The following is a 13093-nucleotide window of genomic DNA, read 5'->3' on the forward strand; positions in this document are numbered from 1 at the left end:
CTACAGCGCCCGCGTCCGATCGACCAACCCGCCGATGATGCCGCGCGTGGTGCGCCCCTCGGCCGCCGCGCGCCAGGTCAGACCGATGCGGTGCGCGAGGGCGTCAGCGGCCAACTCCGAAATGTCTTCGGGCACGACGTGGTCGCGGCCGTGCAGGTAGGCGCGGGCCTTGCCGGCGACCATCAGCGCCAGCGTCCCGCGGGGCGAGGCCGGGTGTTCGATCGCCGCGCGCAGCTCCGGCGCGACGCTGTCGCCGCGGGTGCCGGCCACGAGCCGCACGAGATAGTCCTTGAGGGCCGGCGAGACGTAGGTCGCGAGCGCGGCCTCGCGGGCGGCGATCACCTCGGCGACCGAGAGCTTCACCGGCATCGCCTCGGCGTGGTGGTTCAATTCGCCCTCGACGAGATCGAGGATGCGGCGCTCGGAGGCCTCGTCCGGCATCTCGACGACGACGTGGAGCAGGAAGCGGTCAAGCTGCGCCTCGGGCAGCGGGAAGGTGCCCGCATGCTCGATCGGGTTCTGCGTCGCCACCACCATGAACGGGTCGGGCAGGCGGTGGGTGTGGCCCGACACCGTGATCTGCCCCTCGGCCATGGATTCCAGCAGCGCCGACTGCACCTTGGGCGGCGCGCGGTTCACCTCGTCCACGAGGATCAGCGAGTGGAACAGCGGTCCCGGCAGGAACTCGAAGGTGCCCGCATCCTGGCGCCAGACGGTGGTGCCGGTGAGGTCGGCGGGCATCAGGTCGGGCGTGCACTGCACGCGGGCGAAGGAGCCGTCGAGCCCGTCCGAGAGGCGCTTGACCGCACGAGTCTTGGCGAGCCCCGGCGCGCCCTCGATCAGCAGGTGGCCGCCGGTCAGCAGCCCGATCAACAGGCGTTCGACCAGCTTGTCGGCGCCGATCAGCCCGTGGCTCAGCCCGTCGCGAAGCTGCAGGATGCGATCGCGGACGGGCGCCGCCGCCGCGGGCCGGGCGAGTGCCTCGACGCTCATACGAGCGCCTCTGCCAGCGCCGTCGCCAGTCGAGCCTCGGCCCTCGTCGCAGGAGAAAGATCCTGCAGCATGCGCGTCTCCTCAGCGTGGGTTTTTCTTAAGGCTCCCACAATCCTGCCGGTGTGCCCGCTGCCCGGTCGCCGCGTCAATCCCGCGCCGCGCCCCTGGCCACGGGCAAATTGACCGCACGCAACCGGCTGCGCGCGGATCGCTGACGTTTCGTCACGCAACCGTCACGCTCGTGCGACAGCGGGGAAACCGCGCGACACCGAAAAGGTCCCCGAACGGTCCATGCCCGGCCCCTTTCCCTTCCCCACGCCAGAAGCCGTGAATTCCGGCATCAGCCTCGCGGTCGCCTTCGGCCTCGGCACCCTGATCGGGGTCGAGCGGCAGTACCGGCAGCGCAGCGCGGGCTTGCGCACCGCCGTTCTGGTGGCGCTGGGTGCCGCCGCCTTCGTCGATCTCGGCATGCGTCTGACCGGCGCGGAGGGGGCGACCCGCGTCGTCGCCTATGTCGTCTCCGGCATCGGCTTTCTCGGCGCGGGCGTCATCATGAAGGAGGGGATGAACGTGCGCGGCCTCAACACCGCCGCGACCCTCTGGTGCGCGGCGGCCGCGGGCGCCTTCTCCGGGGCCGACCTTCCGCTGGAAGCCTGCTTCGTCACCATCGCGGTCCTTGCCGGCAACACGCTGCTGCGCCCGCTAGTGAACCTCATCGACCGCATCCCCATCGACGAGAGCGCGACGGAGGCGACCTACGCGGTGCAGGTGACGGTGCCGGCCGAGACCGCCGGCCTTGCCCGCGACCTGCTGGTCGAGCGCCTAGAGGCGGCGGACTACCCCGTCGGCACGACGGAGGTGGAGGAGCGCGGCGAGACCACCGTCGACGTCATCGCCACGCTCACCGCCACGACGGTCCACGCCAAGGATCTCGACGCCGTGGTGGCCGATCTGGAGAAGCGGCCGGAGGTGCGCCACGCGACGTGGTCGGTGCAGACGGGGGATTGATCGCGCCCTGCGGTGAAGCCTACGGCCTACACATCCATCGGTGCGAGTGCGGACGAACCACCATGCGCCATCCCCAAGAAAAGCACGCCCTGATCGTCGGCGCCTCCCGCGGCCTCGGGCTCGGGTTGGCCGAGACCTTCCTGCGGCGCGGCTGGAAGGTCACCGCGACCCGGCGCGGGGCCGCGCCCGGTCTCGAACGGCTCGCGGCGGAGGGTGTGCGGGTCGAAACGGTCGATATCGACGACGATGCGTCGGTTGCCGCCCTGCACGAACGGACGAGGCGCGAACAATTCGATCTGGTCTTCGTGGTGGCCGGCGTGCTGATCGAGGCGGAGAAGCCGCTCAACGCGGTGGCGCGGGCGGTCCATGCACAGGTCTACCTGACCAATGCGGTGAGCCCGATCCTGTTCGCGGACGCCTTTGCCGAGACCCTTGCACCGGGCGGCACGCTCGCTTTCATGTCCTCGGTGCTCGGCAGCGTCGGCCTCAACACCGAGGGCGGCTGGGAGAACTATCGGGCGAGCAAGGCGGCGCTCAACACCAACGCCCGCAGCTTCGCGGCGCGCCACGCCGACCGCGCGTTCGGCGTGCTGCTGCTGCATCCGGGCTGGGTCGCCACCGATATGGGCGGCGAGGGGGCCGATCTCGACGTGGCGACGAGCGCGGCCGGGCTGGCGGACGTGATCGAGGCGAGAGCCGGCCGGACGGATCTCGCCTATCTCGACCACCGGGGCGAGACACTGCCCTGGTAGGCCCGGGCATCGTCCCGAAAGCCGGCGGCCGGCTTTTGCCAAAAAGACGATGCCTTGAGCTTACCGACGCTGATCGAGGGGCCGGCTGCGGCGCTCGACCACCACGGTCGGGCGACTGCGGCGCTCGACGATCACCGCCCGCGGCGGGGCGCGGTTCGGGCTCGTCGGCGCGAGGATGCGCTGCTCCAGCGGCCGGTGCGCCGGACGCGCCGCCGCGGCCTTGGCGGCAGCGACCACGTGGGGGCGCACCTCGTCCGGGCCGAGGCCGATCAGCCCGCAGGCGATCTCCACCTGCTGCTCGACGTCGTCGGCCAGATCCTGGGCGGCGGCGACCGCCTCGTCGACCGTGGGCGGCTCGCGCCGCACCCGGATCGGAGGCAGATCCTGAAAGCTCTTCGGAGTTTTTTTCACGGCACGACTCGCGGTCTTCATGCACCGATCATAGGACGGTCCGTCCGGTTTGTGCACTGCACCTAAATCGGACGTGACGGACCGCCGGCCGCATGGCTTGCCGGGCGGACGCCCCGCTCGTCGAGCATGCAGGATGCGCGCCGATCCGCGCGGGCGCCAGCACATTCGTTGACGGCGCCATCCGGCGAACAAGGCCCGCGCCTGTCAGAGTGTCGCGGTAGCGCAGCAAAAGGTTTGGCGAATCCACGGGCCTGCGGGGCACACGAAAATCGGGGCTGTCGCGACCTTTCATCCCGAATCCCGCCCCGATCCTGCGCCACGCAGGCACCACGATGCCAGACACACGCGATCCCCGCCTCACCCCGGCCCGGCCCGACCTTGCCGATATCCGCCTGAAAGGCGTCGTCGCGGCCGAGCGCTACGTCGCGGGCGAGCCGGCGCGGGTCGCCGTGCCCTCCGCTCCCCTTCGCCGCGCGCCGCGCCTCGAGGCCGGGCTCGAGACCGAGGCGGTGATGGGCGACGCCGTGACGGTGTTCGAGATCCGGGATGGATTCGCCTGGGGCCAGATCATCCGCGACGGCTATGTCGGCTACCTGCCGGAGACGGCGCTCGGGGCGATCGATCCGGCGCCGACCCATCGGGTCGCCGCTTTGCGCACCTTCGTCTACCCCGCGCCCGACCTGAAGCGTCCGCACGTCGCCCATCTCAGCCTCGGCGCCGCCTTCGCGGCGGAGGCGCAGGAGGGCGAGTACTGGCGGCTCGCCGGCGGCTATGTCTTTGCCGGCCACGCCGTGCCGCTCGGGACCGCCGAGCCCGATTTTCCGGCCACCGCCGAGCGGCTCGTCGGCACGCCCTATCTCTGGGGCGGGCGTACCAGCCTCGGCCTCGATTGCTCGGGCCTCGTCCAGCTCTGCCTGGAGACCGCGGGCCTGGCTTGTCCGCGCGATGCCGACCAGCAGGAACGGGCGCTTGGCAACGCCCTGCCGCCGGGGCTCGACGGGCTGCGGCGCGGCGACCTCGTGTTCTGGAAGGGCCATGTCGGGCTGATGCTCGACGCCGACCGGCTGATCCACGCCAACGGCCACCACATGGCGGTGGCGGTCGAGCCTTTGCGCGAGGCGGTCGAGCGCATCGCCGTCAAGAGTTTCGGCGCCGTCACCGCGATTCGCCGGCTCGACCCGATCGCCTGAGGGCGTTCAGCCGGCGCGGACGCTCTCCGGCGCCAATTCCGTCAGCGCCTCGGCGAGGGCATCGACCTGCCCCTCGTCATGCGCTGCCGAGAAGGCGACCCGTAGACGGGCGGTGCCGGGGGCGACCGTCGGCGGACGGATCGCCACCACGAGGAAGCCACGCGCCTCCAACGCCGTCGAGAGAGCGAGCGCCGCCTCCGCCGCGCCGATGAGCACCGGCACGATCGGGCTCATCGCCTCGGGCAGGCCGAGACGCGCGGTGAAGCGGCGCGCGAGCGCCAGCGGCCGGGCGGCGCGCTCCGGCTCCGTCTCGACGATCTCGAGGGCTTTGAGCGCCGCGGCGGCGGAAGCCGGCGGCAGGCCGGTGGTGTAGACGAGGCTGCGCGCCCGGCTGGTCAGCAGGTCGATCACGGGCTGCGAGGCGCAGAGATAGCCGCCATAGGAGCCCAGCGTCTTCGAGAGCGTGCCCATTTCGAGCGGCGCCCGCTGGCCGGGCTCGACCACGCCGAGGCCGTGGGCATCGTCCACCAGCGTCCAGGCGTCGTATTCGCCGGCAAGCGCCAGGATCTCGGGCAGCGGCGCCCGGTCGCCATCCATGCTGAACACCCGCTCGGTCAGGATCAGCGCCCGCCGCGCCGTGCCGCGATGCTCGGCGAGCAGCGTGCGCAACTGCGCGACGTCGTTATGGGCAAAGCGCACGGTCTGCGCCCTCGACATCGCCGCTCCCGCGAACAGGCAGGAATGGCCGAGTTCGTCGATCAGGATCAGGTCGCCTGCGCCGACGAGGGCCGGCGCGATGCCGAGATTGGCGAGATAGCCCGAGCCGAAGACGAGGGCGGCCTCCTTGCCCTTGTGCCGAGCAAGCCGCTCCTCCAGCGCCGCGAGCGGGGGGGAATTGCCGGTCACCAGCCGCGAGGCGCCCGCGCCCGCGCCGTAGCGGGCGAGTGCTTCAGTGGCCGCCGCGATCACCCGCGGATCGTGGGCGAGGCCGAGATAATCGTTGCAGGAGAACGAGACGAGGCTGCGTCCCCCCCGCTCGGCCGCCGCCTCGGGGCCGCGGGCGGTCACGGCCAGACGGCGGCGCAGGGCGCCGGCTTCCAGGCCGGCGAGCTTTTCTCCGGCGAAGGCGTCGAGGCTGTTCGATGGGTTCGGCGACATGGCGCTTGAAGGCGACGGCGCTCAGGGGATGTCAAGACGATGGTGATGAGCGTGGCGAACCCGTTGCGGGGCGCCGCGTTGCCCAGGCTCTGCCGGAACCGTGCCATGCTGCGTCGTCGCCTCGTCGTCCTTCTGCTGATCGCCTTTGCCGGTCCCCTCGTCAGCCCGGTGCCGGCCTCGGCCGGCCCGGCGCAGTCCTACCTGTTCGGCGAGACGCGCTTCCGCAACGCCTGCCGTCCACCGCTGAAATACGCGGCCGGGGCCTGTGTGCGCCGCTGCCCGGCCGGCTTTGAGAGCCCGTCCGATAACGTCCGGCAGGGGTTGAGTGGCCGGAATGGCGGTGATTCCAGAAGGGTGCTGAAGCCTCATCTGGACGTGCCATGTGGACCCCGACCACTCGCCGGCAGCATAACCGTGCGCGCCTTCGATACGAAACCGACCTGACGGATACGGAATGGGCGGTGATCGCGCCCATGATGCCAGAGCCCGCCTCGCGTGGTCGTCCGCCTGTCTGGACGATGCGGGAGGTCCTGAACGCGATCTTCTACGTGCTGCGCGGCGGCATCGCATGGCGGTTGATCCCAAAGGATCTCCCTCCGCGCAGCACGACGTTCGGCTACTTCAGCCGCTGGCGGGACGAGGGATTGTTCGGGCGGATCAACCACGCCCTGGTCATGGCCGACCGGGAGCGGGCCGGTCGCGAGGCCTCGCCGACGGCGGCCGTGCTCGACAGCCAGAGCGTGAAGACCACCGAGAGCGGCGGCCCGCGCGGCTACGACGCTGGAAAGAAGGTCAAGGGCCGCAAGCGTCAGGCCCTGGTCGACACGGACGGGCGCGCCCTCGTGCTCGATCCGCAGACCGCCGACATTCAGGATCGCGATGGGGCTGGACCGGTGCTGCGCCTGTCGCGGCGGACCTTCCCGTTCATCGTCAGAGCTTTCGCCGATGCAGGCTATGCCGGCGACAGACCCGCGACCGCCACCGTCATCACCATCGACATCGTGCGCAAACCGAAGGATCAGGTCGGCTTCGCCGTGCATCCACGCCGATGGGTGGTGGAACGCTTCTTCGGATGGATCAGCCGCAACCGACGCCTCTGGAAGGACCCGGAAGCGACCCTCGCCTCGGCCCAGGCCTTCCTCTACGCCGCCGCCGTCATGATCCTCGTCCGAAGGCTCGGGCGAGCATCATGACTTATCGGACGGACTCTGAGAGCTTCCGTGGCTATTGTCGGCAGCGCAACATGATGCGCTGATCGTCACCGAACTTGACTTGCATAGGCGGGCGCAAAGTGCGAGCCTTCCGGGGTTCGTTACAGACGATACGGGAGAGCCCAGGCTCATCGAAAGATGAATCATGGCGCCGACGGAGCAACCACCCCCGGAAACTCTCAGGCACAATCACCGTATCGTTGGACAATCTGGAGAGAGGCGCCGTCCGGCGTCCACCGAAGGAGAAACCTCGCTCGAATGCCGAGTGAGGGAAGCTCTCAGGTAAGCGCGACAGATGGGGGCAACTTGCCAGCCGGCCGGCGGGCAAGATCCGTCTGTCGTGGAGTGCCCGATGAGTCTGCAAGCTGCCGGTGCCGTGAGCCCCGCCGCCCCCGTTTCCGCTGATCCGCTGGCACAGACGCCGCTGCACGCGCTCCACCTGCGCCTCGGCGCCAAGATGGTGCCATTCGCGGGCTACGCGATGCCGCTGCAATACCCCGCCGGGCTGCTCAAGGAGCATCTGCACACGCGGGCAGCGGCCGGCCTCTTCGACGTGTCGCATATGGGCCAGATCGCGCTGACGCCTCGCTCCGGCGATGTCGCGGAGGCGGCCCGCGCCCTCGAAGCGCTGATCCCCATCGATATCCTCGGCCTTCCCGAGGGCCGCCAGCGCTACGGCTTCCTGACCGACGAGGCCGGCGGCATCCTCGACGACCTCATGGTCGCGCGCCTGCCCGGCCGGCTCCACTTTGTCGTCAACGCCGCCAACAAGGCCGCCGGTTTTGCGCATCTCCGGGCGCATCTCCCGGACGATCTCGACATGACGCTCGTGCCGGATGCGCTGATCGCGCTTCAGGGCCCGAAGGCGGCCGAGGTGCTGGCGCGGCTGGCACCCGAGACCCAGGCGATGCGCTTCATGGATGTGCGCGCGGTCGCGATCCTCGGCGCGCCCTGCCTCGTCAGCCGCTCCGGCTATACCGGCGAGGACGGTTTCGAGATTTCCGTGCCGGCCGAGCACGCCGAGGCTGTGGCCGAAGCCCTGCTCGCGGAGGCCGAGGTGCTGCCGGTCGGCCTCGGCGCCCGCGATTCCCTGCGCCTCGAAGCCGGCCTGCCGCTCCACGGGGCGGATATCGACCCCGGCACCAACCCAGTCGAGGCCAGCCTCGCCTGGGCGATTTCCCCCACCCGCCGCCGGGGCGGCGCCCGCGAAGGCGGGTTTCCGGGCGCCGAAAAAATCCTCCCCGCGATGGAGGCCGGGCCGTCGCGGCGGCGTGTCGGCCTGCGCCCCGAGGGCAGGGCGCCGGTACGGGCGGAGGCCCCACTCTTCGCCGCCGAGGCCGGCGGCGAGCCGGTCGGACGCGTGACCTCCGGCGGCTTCGGCCCGAGCGTCGGGGCGCCCGTCGCCATGGGTTTCCTGCCGGCCGCGCTGACCGCCCCCGGCACCCGCGTCTTCGCCGAGGTGCGCGGCCAGCGCCTCCCCCTCGTCGTCTCCCCGCTTCCCTTCGTCCCGGCCGGCTTCAAGCGCGGCTGATCTCTCTCGTGTCAGGAGTTTTGACCATGCTGCGTTTCACAGACGAGCACGAATGGCTGCGCCTCGACGGCGACGTCGCCACGGTCGGCATCACCGCGCACGCCGCCGAACAGCTCGGCGACCTCGTCTTCGTCGAGCTGCCAAAGGTCGGCGCGAAGCTGACCAAGGGTGAGGCGGCCGCGGTCGTCGAGTCCGTCAAGGCGGCCTCCGACGTCTACGCGCCGCTCTCCGGCGAAGTCACCGAGGTCAACGAGGCGGCGGTCGCCGACCCGGCCTCGGTCGGCACCGACCCGCAGGGCGGCGGCTGGCTCTACCGGCTCAAGCTCGACGATCCCTCCGCCATGGACGAGCTCATGGACGAGGCGGCCTACGCGGAGTTCGCGAAGTAGCGCGCCCGCTTTCCCTCTCCCCTCTGCGGGAGAGGGTGCCTGCGGAGCAGGCGGGTGAGGGGCCGGCTCAGGTTCTCTCCGGAAAGGTCGCTCCCCTCTCCCGAGCCCCTTCGGGGGCCACCCTCCCCCGCAGAGGGGGGAGGGATGTCACGGCATCCGCCTTCGAAAGGCCTCCCATGAAATACGATCGCCACGATCCCTTCGATTTCGCAGCCCGGCGCCATATCGGCCCGAAGCTCTCCGAGATCGACCAGATGCTGGAGACGGTCGGCGCGAAGTCGCTGCACGCGTTGATCGACGAGACGCTGCCCCCCGACATCCGGCAGGCCGAGTACATCGATTTCGGCGCCTCCCTGACCGAGCGCCGCTCGCTCGAGAAGCTGCGCGCCACTGCCAACAAGAACCGCCTGCTCGTCTCGCTGATCGGCCAGGGCTATCACGGCACGACGATGCCGCCGGCGATCCAGCGCAACATCTTCGAGAACCCGGCCTGGTACACCGCCTACTCGCCCTACCAGCCGGAGATCAGCCAGGGCCGGCTCGAGGCCTTGCTCAACTTCCAGACCCTCGTCTGCGATCTCACCGCGCTCGATGTGGCCAACGCCTCGCTGCTCGATGAGGCGACCGCGGCGGCCGAGGCCATGGGCATGGCCAAGCGCGTGGCGAAGTCGGACCGGAACGCCTTCTTCGTCGACAGGGACTGCCTGCCCCAGACCATCGCCGTGCTGAAGACCCGCGCGGCGCCGCTCGGCTGGGAGATCGTGGTCGGCGATCCCTTTTCGGATTTGGACCCGTCCACGGTCTTCGGGGCGCTGTTCCAGTATCCCGGCGTGAACGGCGCGGTTCACGATTTCTCCGGCGTGATCGCAGGGCTCCATGACGCCGGTGCGCTCGCCGCGGTCGCCGCCGACCCGCTGGCGCTGACGCTGCTGAAGGCGCCGGGCGAGATGGGGGCCGACATCGCGGTCGGCTCGATGCAGCGCTACGGCGTGCCGATGGGCTATGGCGGCCCGCACGCCGCCTATCTCGCCACCCGCGACGCGCACAAGCGGGCGCTGCCGGGTCGCATCGTCGGCGTTTCGGTCGATGCCCGCGGCAACCGCTCCTACCGCCTCGCGCTCCAGACCCGCGAGCAGCATATCCGCCGCGAGAAGGCGACCTCGAACATCTGCACCAGCCAGGTGCTGCTCGCGGTCATCGCCTCGATGTTCGCGGTCTATCATGGGCCGGCCGGCCTCAAGGCCATCGCCCGGCGCGTCCACCGTGACGCCGTGCGCCTCGCCGAGGGGCTGGAAGCCCTCGGCTTCACCGTCGAGCCCCGGCATTTCTTCGACACGATCACTGTGCGGGTTGGCGCGTTCCAGGGCGTGATCCTGAAGAGCGCGGTCGAGAACGGGGTGAACCTGCGCCGGATCGGCACGGACCGCATCGGCATCAGCGTCGATCAGCGCACCCGGCCCGACATCGTCCAGGCGGTGTGGCGCGCGTTCGGGGGCGGCGATCTTCCCTACGACGAGGGCTATCCCGAGCCGCGCCTGCCGGCCGAGCTGGAGCGGACCTCGGACTACCTGACCCACCCGATCTTCCACATGAACCGGGCCGAAAGCGAGATGACGCGCTACATGCGCCGGCTCGCCGACCGCGATCTCGCGCTCGACCGGGCGATGATCCCGCTCGGCTCCTGCACGATGAAGCTCAACGCCACCGCCGAGATGCTGCCGGTCTCCTGGCCGGAGTTTTCGGAGCTGCACCCGTTCGTGCCGGAGGATCAGGCGCTGGGCTACCGCGAACTGATCGACGATCTCAGCCAAAAGCTCTGCGCGATCACCGGCTACGACGCGATCTCGATGCAGCCCAATTCCGGCGCGCAGGGGGAGTATGCGGGCCTGCTGGCCATCCGCCGCTATCACCTCTCGCGCGGGGAGGGGCACCGCACGGTCTGCCTGATCCCGTCCTCGGCCCACGGCACCAACCCGGCCTCGGCGCAGATGTGCGGCATGAGCGTCGTCGTGGTCGGGGCGGATGCCCATGGCAACATCGACGTCGAAGATTTCCGGAAGAAGGCCGAGCAGCATTCCGAAAAGCTCGCGGCCTGCATGATCACCTACCCGTCCACACACGGCGTGTTCGAGGCGCGGGTGCGCGAACTCTGCGACATCGTCCACGCCCATGGCGGTCAGGTCTATCTCGACGGGGCGAACCTCAACGCGATGGTCGGGCTGGCGCGGCCCGGCGACATCGGCGCCGACGTCAGCCACCTCAACCTGCACAAGACCTTCTGCATCCCGCATGGCGGCGGCGGGCCGGGCATGGGGCCGATCGGCGTGAAGACGCACCTGATCCCGTTTCTGCCCTCCGATCCGCGCTCAGGCGAGGAGGGCGCGGTCTCGGCCGCCGCCTTCGGCTCGGCCTCGATCCTGCCGATCTCGTGGAGCTACTGCCTGATGATGGGCGGGCGCGGCCTGACCCAGGCGACGCGGGTGGCGATCCTCAACGCCAACTACATCGCCCGGCGGCTCGATGGGGCCTATTCCATCCTCTATGCCGGCCGGAACGGACGGGTCGCGCATGAATGCATTGTCGATGTGCGCCCGTTCCAGAAGAGCGCAGGCGTCACCGTCGAGGATATCGCCAAGCGCCTGATCGATTGCGGCTTCCACCCGCCGACGATGAGCTGGCCGGTGGCCGGCACGCTGATGATCGAGCCGACCGAATCCGAGACCAAGGCCGAGATCGACCGCTTCTGCGACGCCATGCTGGCGATCCGCGAGGAGATCCGGGCGATCGAGGAAGGGCAGATGGATAAGGCCAACAACCCGCTCAAGAACGCGCCCCACACGGTGCAGGACCTGATCGGCGCCTGGGAGCGGCCCTATTCCCGCGAGGCCGCCTGCTTCCCGTCGGGCAGCTTGCGCATGGACAAGTACTGGCCGCCGGTGAACCGCGTCGACAACGCCTATGGCGACCGCAACCTCGTCTGCTCCTGCCCGCCAACCGAGGCCTATGGCGAGGCGGCGGAGTAGGGCCGCCGCATGCCCCTCCCCAGCAGGGGAGGGGCGTCGCGCGTTTGACTCCGTCAGCGCCACCCCTCAATCCCCCGCGCATGACCGCGCTCGAACACCATCACCTTTGGCGCCCCTACACCCAGATGAAGACCGCCGCGCCGCCGCTTGAGGCGATCGCGACGCGGGGCTCGCGCATCACGCTGAAAGGCGGGCGCGAACTCATCGACGGCATCGCCTCGTGGTGGACGGCGGTGCACGGCTACAACCATCCGCACATCGCTGCGGCGATGGCCGACCAGCTCACGCGCATGCCGCACGTGATGTTCGGTGGCCTCACCCACGCCCCGGCTGAGCGGCTCGGCGCGCGCCTCGCCGCGCTGCTGCCGGGGGATCTCAACCACGTCTTCTTCACCGATTCCGGCTCGGTCGCGGTCGAGGTCGCGCTGAAGATGGCGGTTCTGCTCTGGCTCAACCGCGGCGAGACCGGCCGTACCCGCGTGCTCGCCTTCCGCGGCGGCTATCACGGCGACACGATGGGCGCGATGTCGGCCTGCGACCCCGAGGAGGGGATGCACCGCCGCTTCGGCGCCTACCTTCCCACTCAGGTGTTTTGCGCGCTGCCGCGCACGGCCGAGGACGAGGCGGCCCTCGATGCGGCGCTGGCCCGCCACCGCCACGAACTCGCGGCGGTGATCGTCGAGCCCCTGGTGCAGGGGGCGGGCGGGATGCTGACCCATCCGCCGGAGGTGCTCGCCACCGTCGCGCGGCTCGCGCGCCGCCACGGCCTGCCGCTCATCGCCGACGAGATTTTCACCGGGTTCGGCCGCACCGGGACGCTGTTCGCCTGCGAGCAGGCCGGCATCGTGCCCGACATTCTCTGCCTGTCGAAGGCGCTCACCGGCGGCACGATGGCGCTGGCCGCCACGGTCGCCACCACCGAGATCTTTTCCGCCTTCTGGTCGGACGAGGCATCGGCCGCGCTGATGCACGGGCCGACCTTCATGGCGAACCCGCTCGCCTGCGCGGCGGCGAATGCCAGCCTCGATTTGTTCGAGGCCGAGCCGCGCCTCGCGCAGGCCCAAGCCATCGCCGCGCGCCTGACGGAGGGGCTCGCTCCCTTGAGCCGGTTGCTCGGTGTGCGGGAGGTTCGGGTGCTCGGCGCCATCGGCGCGGTGCAATTCGCAGGGACGCCCGACCTCGCGGATCTCAAGCGGCGTTTCGTCGAGCGCGGCGTCTGGGTGCGCCCGTTCGGCGACATCGTCTACCTCACCCCGGCGCTCACCATCGATGCGGGCGACCTCGACCGTCTGATCGCGGCGGTGACGGCGGTGACCGAGGCGGTGGCGTAGGGCCGACGCGCCGCGATCGGCCCCGCGGCGCGAAGCTTGCGAGCTTGGCCGCAGAGAACCACGGGACCCTGCAACCCGCAGCGGGGTTACCCGTTG

The 13093-nt window shown here is 70.4% G+C and carries 11 protein-coding genes, 1 pseudogene and 1 riboswitch; of the genes and pseudogenes, 9 read left to right on the forward strand and 3 right to left on the reverse strand.

Annotated features, from left to right (window positions below; genetic code table 11):
* Positions 1–993, reverse strand: coding sequence for an AAA family ATPase (locus M2437_RS04285; protein WP_253389463.1), 993 nt, complete (start codon positions 991–993; stop codon positions 1–3).
* Positions 994–1284: 291 nt separating this feature from the next.
* On the opposite strand from M2437_RS04285, the gene M2437_RS04290 reads away from it, so the two are divergent.
* Entirely contained in the window at positions 1285–2001 is a 717-nt protein-coding gene (locus tag M2437_RS04290) for an MgtC/SapB family protein (RefSeq protein WP_003605733.1), read from the forward strand.
* Positions 2002–2063: 62 nt separating this feature from the next.
* Positions 2064–2753 (forward strand): SDR family NAD(P)-dependent oxidoreductase, encoded by a 690-nt coding sequence (locus M2437_RS04295; protein WP_499006491.1) that lies wholly within the window; start codon positions 2064–2066, stop codon positions 2751–2753.
* A gap of 60 nt (positions 2754–2813) precedes the next feature.
* Here M2437_RS04295 and M2437_RS04300 read toward each other — a convergent pair whose 3' ends face one another.
* A complete protein-coding gene (locus M2437_RS04300) occupies positions 2814–3185 on the reverse strand; it encodes a hypothetical protein (RefSeq protein WP_041357427.1) in 372 nt (123 codons plus the stop codon).
* A gap of 311 nt (positions 3186–3496) precedes the next feature.
* Here M2437_RS04300 and M2437_RS04305 point away from each other — a divergent pair, with 311 nt between their 5' ends.
* Complete coding sequence (locus M2437_RS04305) at positions 3497–4354, forward strand: C40 family peptidase (protein ID WP_253389465.1); 858 nt, start codon at positions 3497–3499, stop codon at positions 4352–4354.
* Between the two features lie 6 nt (positions 4355–4360).
* On the opposite strand, the gene M2437_RS04310 is transcribed toward M2437_RS04305, so the two are convergent.
* Positions 4361–5512, reverse strand: a complete 1152-nt coding sequence (locus tag M2437_RS04310) for an aminotransferase class I/II-fold pyridoxal phosphate-dependent enzyme (protein WP_253389466.1) — start codon at positions 5510–5512, stop codon at positions 4361–4363.
* A 105-nt stretch (positions 5513–5617) separates the two neighbouring features.
* Here M2437_RS04310 and M2437_RS04315 point away from each other — a divergent pair.
* The 6 genes and pseudogenes from M2437_RS04315 to M2437_RS04340 all read left to right on the forward strand — a co-directional run.
* Positions 5618–5830, forward strand: a pseudogene (locus M2437_RS04315) (hypothetical protein); the annotation flags it as partial.
* Between the two features lie 62 nt (positions 5831–5892).
* Complete coding sequence (locus tag M2437_RS04320) at positions 5893–6705, forward strand: IS5 family transposase (protein WP_060768287.1); 813 nt, start codon at positions 5893–5895, stop codon at positions 6703–6705.
* A 121-nt stretch (positions 6706–6826) separates the two neighbouring features.
* Positions 6827–6928: riboswitch (glycine riboswitch) on the forward strand.
* Between the two features lie 147 nt (positions 6929–7075).
* Complete coding sequence (gene gcvT / locus M2437_RS04325) at positions 7076–8254, forward strand: glycine cleavage system aminomethyltransferase GcvT (protein WP_253389467.1); 1179 nt, start codon at positions 7076–7078, stop codon at positions 8252–8254.
* Between the two features lie 26 nt (positions 8255–8280).
* A complete protein-coding gene (gene gcvH, locus M2437_RS04330) occupies positions 8281–8643 on the forward strand; it encodes a glycine cleavage system protein GcvH (RefSeq protein ID WP_056120181.1) in 363 nt (120 codons plus the stop codon).
* Positions 8644–8819: 176 nt separating this feature from the next.
* Entirely contained in the window at positions 8820–11666 is a 2847-nt protein-coding gene (gene gcvP, locus M2437_RS04335) for an aminomethyl-transferring glycine dehydrogenase (RefSeq protein WP_253389468.1), read from the forward strand.
* 80 nt (positions 11667–11746) lie between these two features.
* Positions 11747–12997 (forward strand): adenosylmethionine--8-amino-7-oxononanoate transaminase, encoded by a 1251-nt coding sequence (locus M2437_RS04340; protein ID WP_253389469.1) that lies wholly within the window; start codon positions 11747–11749, stop codon positions 12995–12997.
* Positions 12998–13093: the final 96 nt, after the last annotated feature.

This window comes from Methylorubrum pseudosasae (assembly GCF_029504475.1).
GTDB classification, from domain to species: domain Bacteria; phylum Pseudomonadota; class Alphaproteobacteria; order Rhizobiales; family Beijerinckiaceae; genus Methylobacterium; species Methylobacterium extorquens.

Excerpts from the sequence above, each read along its gene's own strand:
- M2437_RS04285 (WP_253389463.1), bottom strand. The coding sequence starts at position 993 with ATGAGCGTCGAGGCACTCGCCCGGCCCGCGGCGGCGGCGCCCGTCCGC.
- M2437_RS04290 (WP_003605733.1), top strand. The coding sequence starts at position 1,285 with ATGCCCGGCCCCTTTCCCTTCCCCACGCCAGAAGCCGTGAATTCCGGC.
- M2437_RS04295 (WP_499006491.1), top strand. The coding sequence starts at position 2,064 with ATGCGCCATCCCCAAGAAAAGCACGCCCTGATCGTCGGCGCCTCCCGC.
- M2437_RS04300 (WP_041357427.1), bottom strand. The coding sequence starts at position 3,185 with ATGAAGACCGCGAGTCGTGCCGTGAAAAAAACTCCGAAGAGCTTTCAG.
- M2437_RS04305 (WP_253389465.1), top strand. The coding sequence starts at position 3,497 with ATGCCAGACACACGCGATCCCCGCCTCACCCCGGCCCGGCCCGACCTT.
- M2437_RS04310 (WP_253389466.1), bottom strand. The coding sequence starts at position 5,512 with ATGTCGCCGAACCCATCGAACAGCCTCGACGCCTTCGCCGGAGAAAAG.
- M2437_RS04320 (WP_060768287.1), top strand. The coding sequence starts at position 5,893 with ATGTGGACCCCGACCACTCGCCGGCAGCATAACCGTGCGCGCCTTCGA.
- gcvT (WP_253389467.1), top strand. The coding sequence starts at position 7,076 with ATGAGTCTGCAAGCTGCCGGTGCCGTGAGCCCCGCCGCCCCCGTTTCC.
- gcvH (WP_056120181.1), top strand. The coding sequence starts at position 8,281 with ATGCTGCGTTTCACAGACGAGCACGAATGGCTGCGCCTCGACGGCGAC.
- gcvP (WP_253389468.1), top strand. The coding sequence starts at position 8,820 with ATGAAATACGATCGCCACGATCCCTTCGATTTCGCAGCCCGGCGCCAT.
- M2437_RS04340 (WP_253389469.1), top strand. The coding sequence starts at position 11,747 with ATGACCGCGCTCGAACACCATCACCTTTGGCGCCCCTACACCCAGATG.